The sequence below is a fragment of the Roseomonas fluvialis genome, from assembly GCF_022846615.1.
Classification (GTDB): Bacteria; Pseudomonadota; Alphaproteobacteria; order Acetobacterales; family Acetobacteraceae; genus Neoroseomonas; species Neoroseomonas fluvialis.
Map to the genome: position 1 here is coordinate 3,017,480 of NZ_AP025637.1, position 18,803 is coordinate 3,036,282.

Consider the following 18,803-nt stretch of genomic DNA (forward strand, 5'->3'; position numbering starts at 1 on the left):
GCATGCGCTTCGTCGGATCCTCGATGTTCATCTGGCTGGCCGGTGCGCTCGGCGCGCTGGTGCTGCCCTGGCACATGCAGCAGGACGGCGTGACGCTGCGCGGGTTGCTGGCGCTCGGCGCCGGCGATGCGGAAGCAGCATCAGCACTGACTCAGGCCACGGCTTTCGGCCGGTTCTGGTTCTGGCCGGTGCTCGGCGCGCTGGCCCTCGCGCTGCCGGGCGCGCTGCCTGCCGGCACGCGCGCGCGCCGTGCGGCCTTCCTGGTCGCGGGCGGGGCCTTCGGCCTGCTGGCCGTGGTGCTACAGGGCCTCGCCATCGGCATCCAGGGCTGGAACTGGGCCTGGGCGGCGGCCGCTTTCGGTGAACTCGACGATCGTCAATTCGGCATGGGCCTTGGTGGTGTCGTCACCGCCGTGGCGTTCCTGCTGATGCTGACCGATGGCCTCGCTTTGCGCGGCTGGTTCAAGGGGGATCGCTTCGTCTCGGGGTCGGTCGGCGTGCTGGCGGCCTCCATCATCGTCTTCACCGCCTGGCCGGTGGGCAATGTGCTGACGCAGATGGTCACTCCGCGCGGCGACCTGTCCGGCGCCGAGGCACTCGGCGCGCGGCTGTTCGACGCGAAGATCTGGGGCCTGTCCTGCGTCACGGCCAATGTGAATTGCGGCGTGTTCTGGAATACGCTGATGCTGGCGGTGTCGTCCGCGACGGCCGCTACCATGCTCGGCCTCGCCTTCGCGCTGATCGTCACGCGCACCGGCTTCCGGGCCAAGAAGGCGCTGCGGCTGCTGACCGTGCTGCCGATCATCACGCCGCCCTTCGTCATCGGCCTGGGGCTGATCCTGATCTTCGGGCGATCGGGCGTGGTCAACCAGGCGGCGGACGCGGTGTTCGGCGTGGAGCTCGGCCGCTGGATCTACGGCTTCGGCGGCGTGTGGCTGGCGCAGGTGTTCTCCTTCACGCCGACCGCGTTCCTGGTGCTGATCGGCGTGGTGGAAGGCATCTCGCCGGCCATGGAGGAAGCCTCGCAGATGCTGCGCGCGTCGCGCATGCGCACCTTCCGCGCGGTCAGCCTGCCGCTGATGCTGCCGGGCCTGGCGAATGCCTGGCTGATCGTCTTCGTGGAATCGCTGGCCGATTTCGGCAACCCGATCGTGCTCGGCGGGTCCTTCGGCGTGCTCTCCACCGAGATCTTCTTTGCGGTGGTCGGCGCGCAGCAGGATTTCGGGCGCGCGGCGGTGCTGGCGGCAATCATGCTGGTGGTGGCGCTGCTCGCCTTCGTGGGCCAGCGCGCCATCGTCGGCAAACGATCCTACGTGTCCATGACCGGCAAGGGCGATGTCGGCCTGCCCTCCCCGCTGCCCAACGGCGTGCGGCGCGCGGCGTTCCTCATCGCCATTCCCTGGGCGACGCTCACCATCGTCGTCTACACCATGGCGCTGGCGGGCGGCTTCGTGCGCGTCTGGGGGCGCGACTGGACGCCCACGCTGAGCCACTTCAAGCGCGCCTTCGCGCTGGAATGGACATCGACGGGCGGCATCATCTTCGCCGGCGGCGCGTGGCATTCGCTGTTCACCACGCTGCAACTGGCGGCCATCGCCGCCCCCATCACGGCCAGCATCGGCCTGCTCGCGGCCTGGGTGCTGACGCGGCAACGCTTCGCCGGGCGCACCGCGCTGGAATTCGCGCTGATGCTGACCTTCGCAGTGCCCGGCACCGTCATCGGCGTGGCCTATATCCTGACCTACAACCTGCCGCCGCTCGAGATCACGGGCACCGCCGTCATCCTCGTGACCTGCTTCGTGTTCCGCAACCTGCCGGTCGGCGTGCGATCCGGTGTCGCGGCCATGAGCCAGCTCGACAAGTCGCTCGACGAAGCCGCGATCACGCTGCGCGCCTCCACCTTCCGCACGCTGCGCACGGTGGTGCTGCCGCTGCTCAAGCCCGCCATCGTCACCGCGCTGGTCTATTCCTTCGTGCGCGCCATGACGACTGTCTCGGCAGTGATCTTCCTGGTCTCGGCGGAATACGAGATGGCGACGGTCTTCATCATCAACCGCGTCATCAACGGCGACTACGGCCTGGCCATCGCCTATTGCGCGGTGCTGATCGTGCTGATGATGGCGACGATCGGGCTGATCAACCTGGCGGTCGGGCGCCGCCAACTCGGGCGCCGTACCGCCGCCGCACCCGCCACTGTCGGAGGCCGCGCATGACCACCACCAAGGCCGCCGAAGTCCGCCTCGAAGGGGTGGGCAAGCGCTACGGCAACGTCACGGCCGTGAAGCCGCTGGACCTGGTGATCGAGGGCGGCACGCTGGTCACGCTGCTGGGGCCCTCGGGCTGCGGCAAGACCACGCTGCTGCGCATGGTGGCGGGGCTGGAGCAGGCGACGGATGGCCGCATCCTGATCGGCGGGCGCGACGTCACGCTGCTCTCGGCGGGCGAGCGCAACGTCTCCATGGTGTTCCAGTCCTACGCGCTGTTCCCGCACATGTCGGTGCTCGACAACGTCGCCTACGGCCTGATCTCGTCGGGCTTCCGTAAAAAGGAAGCTCATGCCAAGGCAGAGGCGACGCTCGAGACGGTCGGCCTCAAGGGCTTCGGCGCGCGCCTGCCATCGGAGATGTCGGGCGGCCAGCAGCAGCGCGTCGCCGTCGCGCGCGCTCTGGTGCTGGAACCGGAGGTGCTGCTGTTCGACGAACCGCTGTCGAACCTCGATGCCCGGCTGCGCCGTTCGATGCGCGAGGAAATCCGCGCCCTGCAGCAGCGCCTGGGTGTGACGGTCATCTACGTCACCCACGACCAGGCCGAGGCGCTCGCGGTGTCCGACCGCATCATCGTCATGCGCAATGCCGAGATTGCGCAGGCCGGCACGCCCGCCGAACTGTATTCGGCACCCGACAACGTCTTCGTCGCCACCTTCATGGGTGAGGCGAACCACGTGCGCGGCGCCGTCACGGCACTCGACGGCGACATGGCGGACGTCGCGCTCGGGCCGCTGCATATGCGCCTGCCGCATCGCGGCCTTCCGGTCGGTGCCGCTGACATCGTGATCCGGCCCGAGGCCGTGCGCATCGCCGAGTCCGGCCTGCCCGCGCGCGTCGCGCGCGCCACCTACATGGGCTCGCAGATGGAATACCATTTCGCGACAGAGGTCGGTGAGATCTTCGCCACCTCCCCCGACCGCGCGCATCGCCGCGCCCCGGGCGAGGACATCGCCCTCACCTTCGACCCCGAGGGGATCATGGTGGTGCGGCCGTAGCGCAGGCCTCCGATCGGAGAGACGCTCCCGACCACCGGGTGCGAGGCACGGGAAGACAGCCGTCCCTAGCCTTTGCGCCGCGCCGCGAAGCCGCCGAGCATCCGCCGCGGTTCATCCGTCCGCCACGACGCCCCGAAGGCGTCCACGCCGGCGGCGATCGCGGCCGTCTGCGGCAGGTCCTCCCAGCGCCGGATCAGCGCCTTCTGCGCGCGGATCGCGGCGGGGCCCGCCTCCAGCAGCAGCGCGACCCACGCATCGACGGCCGCATCCAGCGCATCGGGCGCGACGACGCGCTCCAGCAGCCCCCAGTCCAACGCTTCAGTCGCGTCGATCGTCTCGGCCAGCAGCAGCAGGCGGCGCGTGCGGCCCCAGCCGATCAGCCCCGGCAGCAGTGCCGCCTCGACCACCGAAGGGATGCCCACGCGCACCTCCGGCATGCCGAACTTCGCGCTGTCGGACGCGATCCGCAGGTCGCAGGCCGCGGCGACCTCCAGCCCCGCACCAAGGCACCACCCATTCACCCGCGCGATCACCGGGACCGGCATGTCGCGGATGGCGCGGCAGCAGCCATGCACCAGGCGGATGAAGGCGCGCGCGCCCTTCTCGTCCTCGATCGCCGCCATGGACGTGATGTCCGCACCGCCGATGAAGGCGCGCGGCCCGGCGCCCGTCAGCACCACGGCGCGCAGCGCGGCGTCCTGCGCCAGCGTCGCGAAGGCCGCGGCGAAATCCTCCATCAGCGGTGGGTTCAGCGTGTTGAGCTTGGCGTCGTGATCCACCACGACCCGCGCCACGCGCCCGTCATGGGTGCGTTGCACATCGATGCGTCCGGCCATTGTGGTCCTCCCTGCCGGCATCCTGCGCCCCGGCGCGCAGGTTGCACAGCGGCCCATGGCCATGAAGCGTTTCGTTGACAGCCTCCTGCGCGCACGGCCTTTACCGCGCCAAACGCCGCGGAGCACGACACCCTCAATGATCGCCGATGCCATTCCCTGGGTGCTGGGCGCCGTGCTGCTTCTGTTTGTCGGCTGGCCGCGCCGGCGCATGCGGATCAGCCAGGTCTACCGCGTCTCACCACGGGACTTGTGGGACGCGGCCGTGCCGCACCCGTCGCGCCCGAACCTGTACGATGCGATCGAACGCTACGACTGGGCGCCGGGGTCCGATCGCGAGGCGATGATCCAGTATCGCGGCGCCGGCCGTGCCCACTACGCCCACGACCTGGCCGAGGACCGCCTGGAGGCCGGCCAGTTGATCGTCACGCTGAACGGCGCGGGCGAGGCCGCGGAGAAACTCACCTGCCAGGTCGCGATCCGGCCCGATCCGGGCGGAGCGCGGATCGACATGGACATCGCCTTCGAGACCATCGGCCGTCGTGGCGCATGGCAATGGATGCAGGTGCTGATGCGCGGCCTGACCGGCGCCAGCCTGCGCGCGCAACTCAACGCCGTGCTGACGAAGTCCGGCGCCTTCGACCGCTACAGCGCCCTGCATGGCGCCGCGCCGGCCGGTGCCAGCCTGCTCGGCATGCGCGTGTCGGGCGTGGCGCTGCTGCTCGCGGTCATCGCCTGCGGCTGGTGGGCCTTGACCTTCGGCCCCTGGCTGGCGCTGGCCCTGGTGGTCGGCATGGTGGCGCACGAGGCCGGACACGTCGCCGTCATGCGCGCCTTCGGTGACCGGTCCTCCGCCTTCTACTTCGTGCCCTTCCTGGGCGGCGTGGCGATCGGGCGGATGAACCATGCGCAGGATTGGCGGCACGCCGCGATGGTGCTGGGCGGGCCGGTGGCGGGGCTGGCCTCGGCGCTGGTGGCAGGCGGGCTGGGCTGGATGATGGACAGCGACTTCCTGCTGGCCTGCGGCGCCTTCTTCGCCGTGCTCAACCTGTTCAACCTGGTGCCGGTGCCGCCGCTCGATGGCGGGCAACTGGCGCTGATCGTGCTGCGGCCGATGCTGCCGGCGCCGGTGCTGCGCCATGTCGCGACGGCGCTGGCGGGCGCGGGCTTCCTGCTGGCGCTGTGGCAGGGGATGGGGCTGCTGACCGTGGTGCTCGGCGCCTTCACCCTGGCGGCGCTGCTCGCCCCCGGCGGGCTGGTGCCCGCGGGGCGCGAGGCCCTGGCGCGCGGCCACGCGGTGCTGCTGGCCCTGGCCAGCCTGGCCTTGGCCGCGGTGCTCGCCTGGCTCTACGTCGCAATCACCGACGCCTACGGGCTGTATCCGCTGCTGCGGGCGCTCATGGACGGGCCCTTCGCAGACTGACGGCGGTCAGCGCGCCACAGCGAAGCCCGCCATCGCCGCATAGCCGCCGGCGATCGCCGCCAGTTCCTCGCGCGCGATCACGTCGTCCAGTCGCGCGAAGCCCTCGGGTGCCCGCGCGCTCACCACGTCCACCACGCGTTCCGGCCCGCCGCGGCGGTTGGCGCGCACGATCTCGGCGGTTTTCGGAAGGCGCTCGGCCTCGTACGCCGCCAGCGCGTCCGGCGCATCGCGCTCCGCCAGCAGCGCAGCGAGACACCGAGCATCCAGCACCGCCTGCGAGGCACCATTCGACCCCACCGGATACATCGGATGCGCCGCATCACCCAGCAGCGTCACGCGTCCCCGCGTCCAGAAGGGCAGCGGGTCGCGGTCGCACATCGGATATTCCCAGAATTCCGGCGTGGCACGCACCAGCGCCTCCACATCGAGGAAGGGGATGCGGAAGCGCGCGACATGCGCAAGCACTTCGTCCAAACGCCCGGGCCGCGACCAATCCTGCCGCCGCGGCGGCGGCCTCGTGGCATCGCCGATCTGCGCGCAGACCACCCAGTTCGTCAGGCGCATCCCCGGCCGAGACCCCGGCGCGATCGGGTACAGCACCAGCTTCTCGGTCATGTCGCCGGCGACGATCATGGTGTCGCCGCCCTCGAATTCCGGCCACTCCACCGCGCCGCGCCACATCTGGATGCCGTTCCAGCGGATGCCGCCATCGTCGAGATGCAACGCCGCGCGCAGCACGGAATGGATGCCGTCGGCGCCCACCAGCGCGTCCCCGCGCAGGCGCCGCCCATCCGCCAGATGCGCGGTCACGCCATCCGCATCCTGGTCGAACCCGGCCAGCCGCGCGCCGGTGACCAGCGCCTCCGCCCCCAGCCGTTCGCGCGCCGCCTGCCACAGCACCGCATGCAGGTGCCCGCGATGGATCGAGACTTGCGGCACGTCGTGCCCGGCCCAGGTGCCGCGTGGCTCGACCCAGATCTCCTGCCCGAAGCGGTTCAGGTAGCGCAGTTCCCGCGTGCGCACCGCGACCGCATCCAGCGCCGGCAGCAGCCCCAGCGCCGCCAGTTCGCGGATCGCATGCGGCAGCGTGTTGATGCCCACACCCAGCGGGCGCACCGCCTCCGCCGCCTCGAACACCGTGCAGGGAATGCCGCGCTCGTGCAGCGAGAGGGCGAGCACCAGCCCGCCCACCCCGCCGCCCGCGACCAGCAGGCTCACGCCTCCTCGTCCAGCGGCGGCGCGCTCTCCTCCGGCCAGGCAGCGCGCCGCTTTGCGCAGGCCCGCACCGCACAGGCCGCCAGCACGCCGGCCGCCACCCCGGCTGCGGCCGAGGCCACCGCCACGCCCAGCATCCCCGCCCCGATCACGCGAAGGAACATTGCATCACCCCATTCCCGTCAAGGTAGTATCCCGCCCGGCAGCACACGCGACCGGGACGCCGTGTCGCCACGACACTAGCCTGTCGCCGCGGCGCCGTCGCGGCCACGCCCAAAGGGAGAGAAAACGCCATGTCCATCCAACGCCGCGCCTTGCTCGGCGCCGGGCTTGCCGCCGCCGCGCTGCCCTTCGCCCGGGTCGAGGCCGCCGCCCCCTTCGTCGGCCGCGGCGCCCCCGCCTGGTACCGCTTCCGCTTCGGGGACTACGAGGTGACGGTCGTCTCCGACGGCGCCCTGCCGCTCGGCAAGGCTGAGGATTCCTTCGTCGGCGCCGGCCCCGGCGAGGTCAACGCCATGATGCGCGCCGCGCTGCTGGACCCCGCCAACGCGCTGCTCGAACAGAACGCCGTCATCCTCAACACCGGCCGGCACCTGATCCTGTTCGACACCGGCATGGGCGACAGCATGGGCGCGGCCAGCCAGATGTTCGGCCCGACCACCGGGCGCCTGCTGCGCAACATGCGCGCGGCCGGGATCGACCCCGCGCAGATCGACTTCGTCGTGCTCAGCCACGCCCATTGCGACCATTGCTGGGCGCTGGTGGATGCGCAGGGCAACCGCAACTTCCCCAATGCGCAGGTCGCCATCAGCGAGGCCGACCTGGCCTATTGGACCAACGACGCGAACATCCGCGGCCCCGCCTTCATGGAGCCTTTCATCCGCGGCGCGCAGAAGAACCTCAATGCCTATCGCGACCGCATGGTGATGGTGCGCGACGGCGCCGAGGTGGTGCCCGGCGTGACCGCCATCTCGGCCCCGGGGCATACGGTGGGACACACCATCTACGCGATCGCCTCGGGCCCGCGCGTGCTGGTGTATACGGGCGACCTCGCGCATCATCACATCCTGCTGCTGCAGCGCCCGCTGCTGGAATTCTCCTTCGATACGGATCCGAAGGTCTCGGCACAGACGCGCGCGCGGCTGCTGGAACGCTTCGCGACCGACCAGCCGCAGGTGCTGTCCTACCACTTCCCCTGGCCGGGGCTGGGCAATGTGGTGAAGGCGGGCCAGGGCTACGCCTGGGTGCCGGCGCCGATGGACGTGACGAGTCTGGGTTGACGCTCGGATCGCTGCGCGATCCGCTTTTGTTTGCCATCAGACGGCGGGCGGCGGCCATCCGGCCGCCTTGCCTTCGCGCCGTGCGCTGGTACGCGGGCGTCGGCTGACGGTCTGGGCGCGGTCGCGCCTTGCGCTCCCGGATCGCGGTGGAGCCGCGATCCGATCGGTTGCGGGCCGGCAGGCTGACGCCGGCTGATCACCCCTTCCGCGCGCCGCGGTCCGGCAGCGGCCGCAGCGCGCGGATGCGCTCGGCCAGGTCGGGGCGGCCGGCCTCGAGCGCGAGGAACGCCGCCTCGTCGCGCGCGATCTCGTAGCCTAGCCGGTAGCCCTCGCCCGTGGCCTTGTCGAGGCTGCGCGCAATCCCGGCGGCAATGCCGCGCGGCGTGTCCTTCATCCATCTCTCCTTCACGAAAAAGGGCAGCGGGGCGCCGGTTTTTGACCACCCCGGGCTTGCCGCACCCGCCCCCGGGGTGCAAGGTCCGCCCGCGCCGGCCGCCCCCCTGGGGCAGGCCCGCTAAACGCACGCGCTCCAGAGGACAGGCATGGCCAAGATCAAGGTGAAGACCCCCGTCGTCGAGATGGATGGGGATGAGATGACCCGCATCATCTGGGGGTTCATCAAGGACAAGCTGATCCTGCCCTACCTGGATATCGACCTGAAGTACTACGACCTCGGCATCCAGAAGCGCGACGAGACGGACGACCAGATCACCGTCGATTCCGCCCATGCCACCAAGCAGTACGGCGTGGCCGTGAAGTGCGCGACCATCACCCCCGATGAAGCGCGCGTCGCCGAATTCGGCCTCAAGAAGATGTGGCGCAGCCCGAACGGCACCATCCGCAACATCCTGGACGGCACGATCTTCCGCGAACCGATCATCTGCAAGAACGTCCCGCGCCTGGTGCCGCATTGGTCGAAGCCGATCGTGGTCGGCCGCCATGCGTACGGCGACATCTACCGCGCCGCCGAGACCAAGATCCCCGGCGCCGGCAAGGCCACCCTCACCTGGACGCCCGCCGATGGCGGCGCGCCGATCGAGCTGGAAGTGACCAACTTCCCCGCCGGCGGCGGCGTGCTGATGGGCATGCACAACACCCGCAAGTCGATCGAGGGCTTCGCCCGTGCCAGCCTCAACTACGGCCTGGCGCGCGGCTACAGCGTGTACTTCAGCCACAAGAACACGATCCTCAAGGCCTATGACGGCGAGTTCAAGGACATCTTCAAGGCGGTGTTCGACGCCGAATTCGCCGACAAGTTCAAGGCGAAGGGCCTGACCTACGAGGACCGCCTGATCGACGACATGGTGGCCTGCGCGCTGAAGTGGGAAGGCGGCTATGTCTGGGCCTGCAAGAACTACGATGGCGACGTGCAGTCCGACATCGTGGCGCAGGGCTTCGGCTCGCTGGGGCTGATGACCTCGGTGCTGCTCTCCCCGGATGGCAACACCGTGGAGAGCGAGGCCGCGCACGGCACCGTCACGCGCCACTACCGCGAGCACCAGAAGGGCCGCGAGACCTCCACCAACCCGATCGCGTCCATCTTCGCCTGGACGCGCGGCCTGCAGTACCGCGGCAAGTTCGACGGCACGCCCGACGTCACGGCGTTTGCCGAGACGCTCGAGAAGGTCTGCGTGGACACGGTCGAGAGCGGCTTCATGACCAAGGACCTCGCGATCCTGATCGGCAAGGACCAGCCCTGGCTCAACACCCAGGCCTTCCTCGCGAAGATCGACGAGAACCTGAAGAAGGCGATGGCCTGACCGCGGGGGCGGCGCCGATGCGTGCGGCCGTGATGCGGTGCGGCACGCTCGGCGCCACCCTGGCTGTGGCGCTGGCGGGCACCCCGGCCCGCGCCGATTGCTTCGACTGGTCGGATCGCCAGGTGGTGATCGAACAGGGCGCCCTGCAGGGCCTGCCCCCAGGCGTCCTGCGCTGGCGGATTGGGCGCATGCCGGCCCATGGCGCGCATATCTGGACCGCGGTCGAACTGCGCTGGACACCGCCCGGCGGGCGCATCCAGGTGCAGCGAATCTTCGAAGGCATGCAGGACGGCCGCGTGCTGATCGACCGCCAGGGCAGCGCGCTGCGCCTGCGCGTGACCAGCTGCAGCCGGGACGCGGACCACTGCCGCGACGTACCACTGTCCTACGCCTGGGACCGCGCCGCGGGGCGCTTCGTGGGCGCCACGCCTGCCGCGCGCCAGATGCTCGAGAGCGCCTGCACGGCCGGGGAGCCGACGCGCTGATGCCGCCCCTGACGCCGCTCGACTGGATCGCGCTTGGCGTTTTCGTGCTGTGCTGGCTGGCCTATGCGCTGCTGGTGGACCGCATCCCGTCGATCCGCGCGCGCAGCGTGATCGCCGCGATGGACGAACACCGCCGCCGCTGGATGATCGCCGCCCTGTCGCGCGACAACCGCATCGCCGACATCGCCGCCATCGGCAACCTGATGTCCTCGGTCGCCTTCCTCGCGACCAGCTCCATCCTCATCCTGGGCGGGCTGGTGGCGATGATGGCCGCGCCCGACCTCGGCCGGCGCGTCGTGGCGGCCTTCCCCTGGAGCGCGGTACCGAGCGACGCGATGTGGGAGGTGAAGATCGGCCTGCTGCTGCTGATCTTCGTGAATGCCTTCTTCGAGCTCACCTGGTCGCTGCGGCAGTTCAACTACGTCTCGATCCTGGTGATGGGCATGCCGCAGGACCCCGCCGCCATCACCGCCGCCGAGGCGGCCGCGCGGCTCGCGAACCGCGGCGCGCGGCACTACAATACCGGCCTGCGGTCCTACTACTTCGGCCTCGCGGCGCTGGCCTGGATCATCCACCCGGTGGCGCTGATCGTGGCGAGCCTGCTGGTCCTGCGCGAACTCCACCGGCGCGAATTCCGCTCCGTCGCGCGCGATACGCTCGCCACCACTCAGTTGAAATAGGTCGGTTCGTCCGCGCTGTCCTCGACCGTCTCGTTGAAATACATCTCGTCGCCCTGCGCCGGGGCGAAGGTGGTGGCGTAGAACGACCCGCCCATCGAGGCCGGCGGCGCATCCGCGTCCGACGGCGCGCTCTCCGGCGCGCGCCCCGCCCAGTTGCTGCGCCGGATGGATCGCGCCTTGAAGGCATACGCATCCCCGCCCCACTCCGAGGTGCCGAGGGCAAGGTTCGCGAAGGCGAGCTGCCGCGCCATGCGCTCGCGCTCGGCCGGTTCCAGCAGGTTGCAGGTGATGCGGTAGTCCTGCCCGTTCAGCTGCGCGCCGATCCACAGCACGCCCAGGCTGTTCTTGCTGTCCCCGCGCAGCGAGAAGCGGCGCAGGAACAGCAGGTCGTGCGCCTGGTGGCGCCAGGTGATCATCTGCAGGTCCTTCATGGCGCCCCAGACCTCGCCCTCGCTCGCGTCCTTCTCGGGCTTCACGAAGCCCACGGTGAGCATGGCGGCGATGACGGTCTGCTGGACGCTCGGCGCCTGGATCATCGGGTCGAGCCAGCGGGCGAAGGTGAAGGACATCGGGGTCTCTCCGGGCCATCGGTTGCGATGGCCGGACCCTAGGCGGCGCGCAGGCGCAGCCCCTGTTCCGCCGGTGACACCCCGTTCAGGGCGGGCCCAGCCGCACCCCGGGCATCCGCCCCGCCTCCAGCGCGCAGGCCGCGCGCACCACGGCGGGCGGCGCGGGTTCGGCAATGGCATTGCCCGTGCAGCGCTGTGGCCCGTAGTCATCAAGCCGCCTGTTCACCGAAAAAACCTCGCTCAGCACGCCATCCGCGCCGATGCGGTGGAACAGCATCGACACCGTGCAGCACCCCTCGCGCCCGAGTGCCACCAGCCGCCCCGCCTGGTCACGCGAAAAGCCGACGCCCGAGATCTCCCCCGCGCGACGGAAGCGCGCCTGGTCGGGCTGCATCACCCACAGGTCCCACGCCGTGCTGGCATTGCCGCCGATCACCGGCACCCACAGGTCGGCCGCGCGGTCGCCATCGGCATCGGCCAGGAAGGGGCGGCGCTCCGGCAGGTCGGTCTCGACCGTGATCACCTGCGTCTCGGCGCCGGCCTCGGTCACGCGGATGATCCATTCCGCGTCAGTGGACCGCGCCTCCAGCACGAGCGGCGTGCCACCCGGGCGGGCGGCGCGCAGCGTGGCGCGGGCCGCGTCGGCGATCGGCGCGGCCAGCGCCAGCAGCGCGGCGGCCAGCAGCACGCGCATCACGCGCGCATGCCTTTGCGTGCCCATCACGCGCCAATGCTCCGACGCGCGCATCCCGCGCCCATGTTCCGGCGCGCGCATCACGCGCGACGCCCGTGCTGCGCAAGCACGCCGCGCAGCGCATCGAGGTCGATCGCATGGCCCGTCGCGCGCCGCCCGCTGCGTCCGTCGCGGCCAGTGATGGTCGTCGCCATGGTCAGCGCGTTCAGCACCGCTTCCTCCACCGCCTCCGCCGCCGCGACGAAGATCGGCGAGATCCGGTCGTTCGGCCAGTCCGCGATGATCGCCTGGTGGGCGCGCCGTTCGGCAGTGCGCCGCACGCCCGGATGCGTGCTGAAGGCGATGGCATAGTCGCCCGACCCGTCGGAGAAGGCCGCACCGGTGCGCGCGAGCCCCGCCATGGCCCGCGTCGCGACGCGGCCGAGGTTGCGGTCCGACAGCGGCGCATCCGTCGCGATCACCACCATGACCGACCCATCCGCATCGCCGCGGTCGGTGTGTTCGCGCAGGTACCATCGGCCGAGCTCACGCCCGACCGGGACGCCGTCCATGGCCAGCACGCCGCCGTAGTTGGCCTGCAGGATGGCCCCGATCGTCCAGCCGCCGAGTGCCGGCGGCAGCACGCGCGACGATGTGCCGATGCCGCCCTTCCAGCCGAAGGCCATGGTGCCGGTGCCCGCGCCGACGGAACCCTCCGCAACCGCGCCGTCGGTCGCGCCGTCCAGCGCGGCGTGGACATGCGCGGCCGTGACACCGCGCGCGCGGATGTCGTTGAGCCGCCCGTCATTCGTCTCGCCCACCAGGGCATTCACGCTGACGGCCTCGGCATTGCGCGCGAGCGTCCAGTCCACCAGCGCCTCAACCGCGCGCCCCACCGCGAGGGTGTTGGTCAGCACGATCGGCGTTTCCAGTTCACCGAGTTCCGCCACCTGCGTGGCACCCGCCAGCTTGCCGTAGCCGTTGATCACCGACAGCCCGGCCGGCACGCGATCCGCGTAGGGGTTGCCGGCATGCGGCAGGATGGCGGTGACGCCCGTGCGCGTGCCCTCGCCCTCGATCACCGTGGCGTGGCCGACCCGCACGCCCGCGACATCTGTAATGGCGTTGTGCGCGCCGGGCAGGAAGATGCCGGGCGCGAGGCCGAGCGCGCGGGCGCGGACCCGTCCGCGTGCCGGCATCGCGGCAGGATCGACGGCGCCGGGGTCCGTCGCCTCAGGCGCCATGCCGCTACGCCGCGATCCCCTGCGCCAGCGCGTCCCGCACCGCGGCCAGCGCCTCCGCACCCTTGTCGGCATCCGGCCCACCGGCCTGCGCCATGTCCGGCCGCCCGCCGCCGCCCTTGCCGCCCACTGCCGCGGATGCGGCGCGCACCAGGGCGACCGCATCAGTGCGGCCCTTCGCCGCCTCGCCCAGTCCGACGACGATGGAGGCCTTGCCTTCGGCGCTGCTGACCAGCGCGACCACATCCGCGGTGCCGCCCTTCAGGATGGCCTCCGCGAGCCCCTTCAGGTCGCGCGCCGGCACCTCGCCCAGGTCGCGCAGCGCGACGCGCAGGCCGGCCACGGTCTCGACCTCCGCCCCACCGCCGCCGGTCGCGAGCTTCTTGCGCAGTTCGGCCACTTCGCGTTCCAGCTTGCGGCGGTCCTCGACCAGCGCGGCGATGCGCCCGGCGAGTTCGCCAGGCTGCGCCTTCAGCACCGCGGCGGCGGCGATCAGGCTTTCCTCCATGCCGGCGATATGCGCCAGCGCGGCATCGCCGGTGACCGCCTCGACACGCCGCACGCCGGCGCTGACCGCGCCTTCGGACAGGATCTTGAACAGCCCGATATCGCCGGTGCGCCGCACATGCGTGCCGCCACACAGTTCCAGCGAATAGACGCCGTGCTTCTCGACCGCGGCCGCATCATGGCCCATGCCGACCACGCGGACTTCCTCGCCATACTTCTCGCCGAACAGCGCCATGGCGCCGGCTTCCACCGCGGCCTCGGGCGTCATCAGGCGGGTGATGACCTCGGCATTCTCGCGGATGCGCGCATTCACCTCGGCCTCGACCCAGTGCAGGTCTTCCTCGCTCATCGGCGTGGGCTGGGAGACATCGAAGCGCAGCCGGTCGGGCGCGTTCAGCGAGCCCTTCTGCGCGACATGGTTGCCCAGGCGGCGGCGCAGCGCCTCGTGCAGCAGGTGCGTGGCCGAATGGTGGGCACGGATCTTCGAACGCCGCGTGTGATCGACCTCGGCCGTGACGGCCTGGCCGAGCTTCGCCTCGCCCTCCATCACCGTGCCGACATGCACGAACAGCGCGCCGAGCTTTTTCTGCGTGTCCTTCACGGCGATGGTGCAGGACGGCCCGGCCTGGATGATGCCGGTATCGCCCACCTGGCCGCCGGATTCCGCGTAGAAGGGCGTCTGGTTCAGCAGCACCGCGACCTCGGCGCCGACCGGCGCGGCATCGACCGGCTTGCCGTCCACCACGATGGCGACGATCTCGCCCTCCGCGCTCTCGGTCGTGTAGCCGAGGAACTCGCTGGCCCCGACCTTCTCCTTCAGGTCGAACCACACGGCTTCGGTCGCGGCCTCGCCGGTGCCGGCCCAGGCGGCGCGGGCGCGCTTGCGCTGTTCGGTCATGGCGGCGTTGAAGCCGTCCACATCGACCGGACGGCCTTCGGCGCGCAAGGCATCCTGCGTGAGGTCGAGCGGGAAGCCATAGGTGTCGTACAGGCGGAACGCGACATCGCCGGGCAGCGTCTGGCCGGAACCGAGCCGCGCGGTTTCCTCCGCCAGCAGACCAAGGCCGCGTTCCAGCAGCGAGCGGAAGCGGGTTTCCTCAAGGCGCAGGGTCTCGCTGATCAGCGCCTCGGCGCGCACCAGTTCCGGATAGGCCGCGCCCATCTGCCGCACCAGCGAGGGCAGCAGCCGGTGCATCAGCGGGTCGCGCGAACCCATCATGTGCGCGTGGCGCATCGCCCGGCGCAGGATGCGGCGCAGGACGTAGCCGCGGCCCTCGTTGGACGGCAGCACGCCATCGGCGATCAGGAAGGCGCCGGCGCGAAGGTGGTCCGCCACCACGCGGTGGCTGGAGCGGAATGGCCCGTCGGGCTCCTGCCCGGTCGCTTCGGCGGAGGCCAGGATGATCGCGCGCAGCGTGTCGGTGTCGTAGTTGTCGTGCTTGCCCTGCAGGATGGCGGCGAAGCGCTCGAGGCCCATGCCGGTGTCGATCGATGGCCGCGGCAGCGGGTTGCGCGTGCCGGCCGGCTCCTCGAGGAACTGCATGAAGACCAGGTTCCAGATCTCGATGAACCGGTCGCCGTCCTCGTTCGGGCTGCCAGGCGGGCCGCCCGGGATCTTGTCGCCATGGTCGAAGAAGATCTCGGAGCAAGGGCCGCACGGCCCGGTATCCCCCATGCGCCAGAAATTGTCCGAGGTGCTGATGCGGATGATCCGGCTGTCGGGCAGCCCGGCCACCTTCTTCCAGATCGCCGGGGCTTCGTCGTCCTCGGAATACACCGTGACCAGCAAGCGGTCCTTCGGCAGCGCGAAATCCTTGGTCAGCAGTTCCCACGCGTAGGGGATGGCGGCTTCCTTGAAGTAGTCGCCGAACGAAAAGTTCCCGAGCATCTCGAAGAACGTGTGGTGGCGCGCGGTGTAGCCGACATTATCCAGGTCGTTGTGCTTGCCGCCGGCGCGGACCGACTTCTGCGCGGTGGTGGCACGCGTGTAGGGGCGCTTTTCCTGCCCCGTGAACACGTTCTTGAACTGCACCATGCCCGAGTTCGCGAACATCAGCGTCGGGTCGTTGCGCGGGACCAGCGGGCTGCTCTCGACGACGGTGTGGCCGTTGCGCGCGAAGTAGTCGAGGAAGGTGGCGCGGATGTCGTTGCTGCTGGTCATGTGCTGCCCGTCGCGCCGCCCGGGAAAAGCCCGGCCCGGCAATGTGTTGGCCCAAGGGCCCGACAGGTAGCGCGCGCCGCGCGGGGCGTGAAGGGGCGCCCGGCGGGAAGACCGCGCGTGCCCGGCGCGTTGCACCATCGATGGCCCGCGACCCCGCGTGCCGAACAGGGGCATGAGCCGCGATGCAGACGCATGAGAACGACCTGCCGCAGGCGCGCATCGACCTGGTGCGAAGCCGCATCCGGGCCCGGCAACCGGCCGGACCGGCGCCATCGCGCATCGACCAGATTCTGGCGGCGATCAGCCTGGTGCTGGGCGGCAGCCTGGCCGCGATGGCGGCGCTGACACTGAGATGACGCGGTCGCGGCGGTCCGGATCAGGTGGGATCGACGCCCGGCGGTCCCTCGCGCGCATCGCGGCGCAACCGCGCCGGCGCGTCCTTCTGGCGACCCTCCTTGCCGAAATCCGGGCCGCCTTCCTTGCGTTCATCAGGGCGGTGCCGGGGGTCGGGCTGCGGCGCGGCGGCCGGCGGCGCCTGCGGGGGAAGCACAGGGCGGCGGGGTGCATTCATGACGGGATCCTCCTGCCCGATCGAACGTCGGCCACCCTGCGGGGTTGCCCACACGGCGCCCACGCGGCACAAGAAACATGGATTTTTGGTAATGCATAACGAGAGGACCACCCGATGATGCTCCGCCCCCTGGTCATGGCCGCGCTGTTCGCGTCGTTCCCGCTGGTCGCCACACCCGTCCGCGCCGATGACAATGGCTGCCGCGGCCGCGTCACCGCCGAGGAGGCCATCAGCATCGCCCGCACCGCCGGCCTGGCGCTGGTGCGCGAGGTCGATTGCGACGACGGCAAGTGGGAAATCGAAGGCCGCGACTCCCGCGGACGCCAGATCGAGGTCGATGTCAGCGCCTTCGATGGCCGCATCCTCGATGTGGACCGCGACGACTGACGGGGGCCACGGCCCCCGCCTGCCGCCGCGCGGCTGCGGCTATTCCGCCGCCATCGCCTCATCGTCGCCAGCGGTCTCGCCCGCCAGCATCTGGTCCACCAGCAGCCCGGCCTGGGAGCGGATGCGCTGCTCGATGGAATTCGACATCTCGGGATGGTCGCGCAGGAACTGCTTGGCGTTCTCGCGCCCCTGGCCGATGCGCTGGCTGTCGCAGGAGAACCAGGCGCCGGACTTCTCGACCACATTGGCCTTCACGCCCAGGTCGATGAGTTCGCCGACCTTGGAGATGCCCTCGCCATACATGATGTCGAACTCGACCTCGCGGAACGGCGGGGCCATCTTGTTCTTCACCACCTTCACGCGGGTGTGGTTGCCGGTCACCTCGTCGCGGTCCTTGATGGCGCCGATGCGGCGGATCTCCATGCGGACCGAGGCGTAGAACTTCAGCGCATTGCCGCCCGTGGTGGTCTCCGGGTTGCCGAACATGACGCCGATCTTGAGCCGGATCTGGTTCAGGAAGATCAGCAGCGTGTTGGACTTGGACACCGACCCGGTCAGCTTGCGCAGCGCCTGGGACATCAGGCGCGCATGCAGACCGACATGGGTGTCGCCCATCTCACCCTCGAGTTCCGCGCGCGGCACCAGGGCGGCGACGGAATCGACCACCAGCACGTCGATCGCGCCGGATCGCACCAGCGTATCGGCGATCTCGAGCGCCTGCTCGCCGGCATCGGGCTGGCTGATCAGCAGGTTGTCGACATCGACGCCGAGCTTCTTGGCATAGCCGGGGTCGAGTGCGTGCTCGGCATCGACGAAGGCGCAGGTGCCGCCCTTCTTCTGCGCTTCCGCGATGACATGCAGCGCCAGCGTCGTCTTGCCCGAGGATTCCGGACCGTAGATCTCGATGATGCGCCCCTTGGGCAGCCCGCCGATCCCGAGTGCCAGGTCAAGCCCGAGCGAACCCGAGGAGACCACCTCGATCTCACCCTGCTGCGACTGTCGGGCGCCGAGGCGCATGATCGAACCCTTGCCGAAGGCGCGTTCGATCTGGCTCAGCGCGGCGTCGAGCGCCTTTCCCTTGTCCATGCCACCCTTCCCCCGCTCTACCGGTGCTCTATCAACCATAGGGCGATCTCCTTCAGGCGTCTATCGCCCATTAATAATCAGGTCCCGCGAGACCCTGGTTCGCCCTACCCGCGCATGGCAGGGCGATTCGACGCAAGGGAAGCATGCGCGAAACCACTCCGGACAGCAAGAACAGATTAAGAACATCAACCGCAGAGCAGGCGTTACCCTGCGGCGCGTCGCCCCACCAGGTAGCGTACGCCCGCGGGACCGACGGCTTCGGCATGCGCGCGCCCCTGCGCCATGGCAAAGACCTCGCCCGGCCCATAGCGCCGGCTCTCGCCCGCGCAGATCAGCGTGACCTCGCCCTCCAGCACCAGCGCGCGCACGTCGAAGGGGTGCGAATGCTCGGGCGTGGGCGGCGCGTGCGGGACGAATTTGGTTGCGACGTCGGCGAAGCCCTCGGCGCGCAGGGCGGCTTCGAATGCGGCGGTGTCCATCGGCAGGTCTCCTCGCGCAACGCGACCGCCGTGTTTCGCCGAATGCCCCGCACCGCCCAACACGCCGCCTGAGGGCACAGAACGGATCGCACCGCGATCCGCGAGCGCGACAGCGCGACCGCGCCCCACCCACCCGCCGCCCGAGGCGCACCAGCCCCCGGCGCGAAGGCAAGGCCGGTGGATGCCGGCCG

General features: G+C 70.5%; 20 protein-coding genes. 9 read left to right on the forward strand and 11 right to left on the reverse strand.

Going from position 1 to position 18,803, the window contains the following annotated elements:
* The first annotated feature begins 2 nt into the window (after positions 1-2).
* Complete coding sequence (locus MWM08_RS14590) at positions 3-2,213, forward strand: ABC transporter permease (RefSeq protein WP_244407162.1); 2,211 nt, start codon at positions 3-5, stop codon at positions 2,211-2,213.
* Positions 2,210-3,262 (forward strand): ABC transporter ATP-binding protein, encoded by a 1,053-nt coding sequence (locus MWM08_RS14595; RefSeq protein ID WP_244407164.1) that lies wholly within the window; start codon positions 2,210-2,212, stop codon positions 3,260-3,262. Before MWM08_RS14590 ends, MWM08_RS14595 begins: the two co-directional genes overlap by 4 nt.
* A gap of 65 nt (positions 3,263-3,327) precedes the next feature.
* On the opposite strand, the gene MWM08_RS14600 is transcribed toward MWM08_RS14595, so the two are convergent.
* A complete protein-coding gene (locus MWM08_RS14600) occupies positions 3,328-4,098 on the reverse strand; it encodes an enoyl-CoA hydratase (RefSeq protein ID WP_244407166.1) in 771 nt (256 codons plus the stop codon).
* Between the two features lie 136 nt (positions 4,099-4,234).
* On the opposite strand from MWM08_RS14600, the gene MWM08_RS14605 reads away from it, so the two are divergent.
* Positions 4,235-5,518, forward strand: coding sequence for a metalloprotease (locus MWM08_RS14605; protein ID WP_244407168.1), 1,284 nt, complete (start codon positions 4,235-4,237; stop codon positions 5,516-5,518).
* Positions 5,519-5,524: 6 nt separating this feature from the next.
* Here the strand turns inward: MWM08_RS14605 and MWM08_RS14610 are convergent, their stop codons facing one another.
* Together MWM08_RS14610 and MWM08_RS26430 are read right to left on the reverse strand one after the other, a co-directional pair.
* Positions 5,525-6,736 carry a flavin-dependent oxidoreductase gene (locus tag MWM08_RS14610; protein ID WP_279323202.1) on the reverse strand — a complete coding sequence of 404 codons (1,212 nt, stop codon included), beginning with the start codon at positions 6,734-6,736 and terminating at the stop codon, positions 5,525-5,527.
* Positions 6,733-6,897 carry a hypothetical protein gene (locus MWM08_RS26430; protein WP_244407170.1) on the reverse strand — a complete coding sequence of 55 codons (165 nt, stop codon included), beginning with the start codon at positions 6,895-6,897 and terminating at the stop codon, positions 6,733-6,735. The genes MWM08_RS14610 and MWM08_RS26430 overlap by 4 nt, the downstream gene beginning before the upstream one ends.
* A gap of 129 nt (positions 6,898-7,026) precedes the next feature.
* On the opposite strand from MWM08_RS26430, the gene MWM08_RS14620 reads away from it, so the two are divergent.
* Positions 7,027-8,013: an MBL fold metallo-hydrolase gene (locus MWM08_RS14620; protein ID WP_244407172.1), complete on the forward strand. Its 987-nt coding sequence runs from the start codon at positions 7,027-7,029 to the stop codon at positions 8,011-8,013.
* Between the two features lie 196 nt (positions 8,014-8,209).
* On the opposite strand, the gene MWM08_RS14625 is transcribed toward MWM08_RS14620, so the two are convergent.
* Positions 8,210-8,407: a hypothetical protein gene (locus tag MWM08_RS14625; RefSeq protein ID WP_244407174.1), complete on the reverse strand. Its 198-nt coding sequence runs from the start codon at positions 8,405-8,407 to the stop codon at positions 8,210-8,212.
* A 148-nt stretch (positions 8,408-8,555) separates the two neighbouring features.
* Here MWM08_RS14625 and MWM08_RS14630 point away from each other — a divergent pair, with 148 nt between their 5' ends.
* From MWM08_RS14630 to MWM08_RS14640, 3 genes are read left to right on the forward strand one after another with little or no spacing between them, the layout of a single operon-like run.
* Complete coding sequence (locus tag MWM08_RS14630; protein WP_244407176.1) at positions 8,556-9,773, forward strand: NADP-dependent isocitrate dehydrogenase; 1,218 nt, start codon at positions 8,556-8,558, stop codon at positions 9,771-9,773.
* Positions 9,774-9,802: 29 nt separating this feature from the next.
* Positions 9,803-10,258, forward strand: coding sequence for a hypothetical protein (locus MWM08_RS14635; RefSeq protein ID WP_244407178.1), 456 nt, complete (start codon positions 9,803-9,805; stop codon positions 10,256-10,258).
* The gene (locus MWM08_RS14640; protein WP_244407180.1) at positions 10,258-10,938 is read left to right on the forward strand and encodes a DUF599 domain-containing protein; all 681 of its coding nucleotides are present in this window, start codon (positions 10,258-10,260) and stop codon (positions 10,936-10,938) included. Before MWM08_RS14635 ends, MWM08_RS14640 begins: the two co-directional genes overlap by 1 nt.
* On the opposite strand, the gene MWM08_RS14645 is transcribed toward MWM08_RS14640, so the two are convergent.
* The 4 genes from MWM08_RS14645 to alaS all read right to left on the reverse strand — a co-directional run bounded on the left by MWM08_RS14645 (position 10,926) and on the right by alaS (position 16,089).
* The gene (locus MWM08_RS14645; protein WP_244407182.1) at positions 10,926-11,507 is read right to left on the reverse strand and encodes a hypothetical protein; all 582 of its coding nucleotides are present in this window, start codon (positions 11,505-11,507) and stop codon (positions 10,926-10,928) included. The two genes, MWM08_RS14640 and MWM08_RS14645, sit on opposite strands and share 13 nt — an antisense overlap.
* Positions 11,508-11,592: 85 nt before the next feature.
* Entirely contained in the window at positions 11,593-12,228 is a 636-nt protein-coding gene (locus MWM08_RS14650; protein WP_244407184.1) for a hypothetical protein, read from the reverse strand.
* A gap of 53 nt (positions 12,229-12,281) precedes the next feature.
* Positions 12,282-13,379: a P1 family peptidase gene (locus MWM08_RS14655; RefSeq protein WP_244407186.1), complete on the reverse strand. Its 1,098-nt coding sequence runs from the start codon at positions 13,377-13,379 to the stop codon at positions 12,282-12,284.
* A gap of 49 nt (positions 13,380-13,428) precedes the next feature.
* A complete protein-coding gene (gene alaS, locus MWM08_RS14660) occupies positions 13,429-16,089 on the reverse strand; it encodes an alanine--tRNA ligase (RefSeq protein WP_244407188.1) in 2,661 nt (886 codons plus the stop codon).
* A gap of 182 nt (positions 16,090-16,271) precedes the next feature.
* Between alaS and MWM08_RS14665 the strand changes: the two genes are divergently transcribed.
* Positions 16,272-16,445, forward strand: a complete 174-nt coding sequence (locus MWM08_RS14665) for a hypothetical protein (protein ID WP_244407189.1) — start codon at positions 16,272-16,274, stop codon at positions 16,443-16,445.
* Between the two features lie 20 nt (positions 16,446-16,465).
* Here the strand turns inward: MWM08_RS14665 and MWM08_RS14670 are convergent, their stop codons facing one another.
* Positions 16,466-16,660, reverse strand: a complete 195-nt coding sequence (locus MWM08_RS14670; RefSeq protein ID WP_244407191.1) for a hypothetical protein — start codon at positions 16,658-16,660, stop codon at positions 16,466-16,468.
* Positions 16,661-16,774: 114 nt separating this feature from the next.
* Between MWM08_RS14670 and MWM08_RS14675 the strand changes: the two genes are divergently transcribed.
* Positions 16,775-17,047: a PepSY domain-containing protein gene (locus MWM08_RS14675; RefSeq protein ID WP_244407192.1), complete on the forward strand. Its 273-nt coding sequence runs from the start codon at positions 16,775-16,777 to the stop codon at positions 17,045-17,047.
* Positions 17,048-17,086: 39 nt separating this feature from the next.
* On the opposite strand, the gene recA is transcribed toward MWM08_RS14675, so the two are convergent.
* A complete protein-coding gene (gene recA, locus MWM08_RS14680) occupies positions 17,087-18,133 on the reverse strand; it encodes a recombinase RecA (RefSeq protein WP_244407193.1) in 1,047 nt (348 codons plus the stop codon).
* A 203-nt stretch (positions 18,134-18,336) separates the two neighbouring features.
* Positions 18,337-18,612, reverse strand: coding sequence for a cupin domain-containing protein (locus tag MWM08_RS14685; RefSeq protein WP_244407195.1), 276 nt, complete (start codon positions 18,610-18,612; stop codon positions 18,337-18,339).
* Between the last annotated feature and the right edge of the window lie 191 nt (positions 18,613-18,803).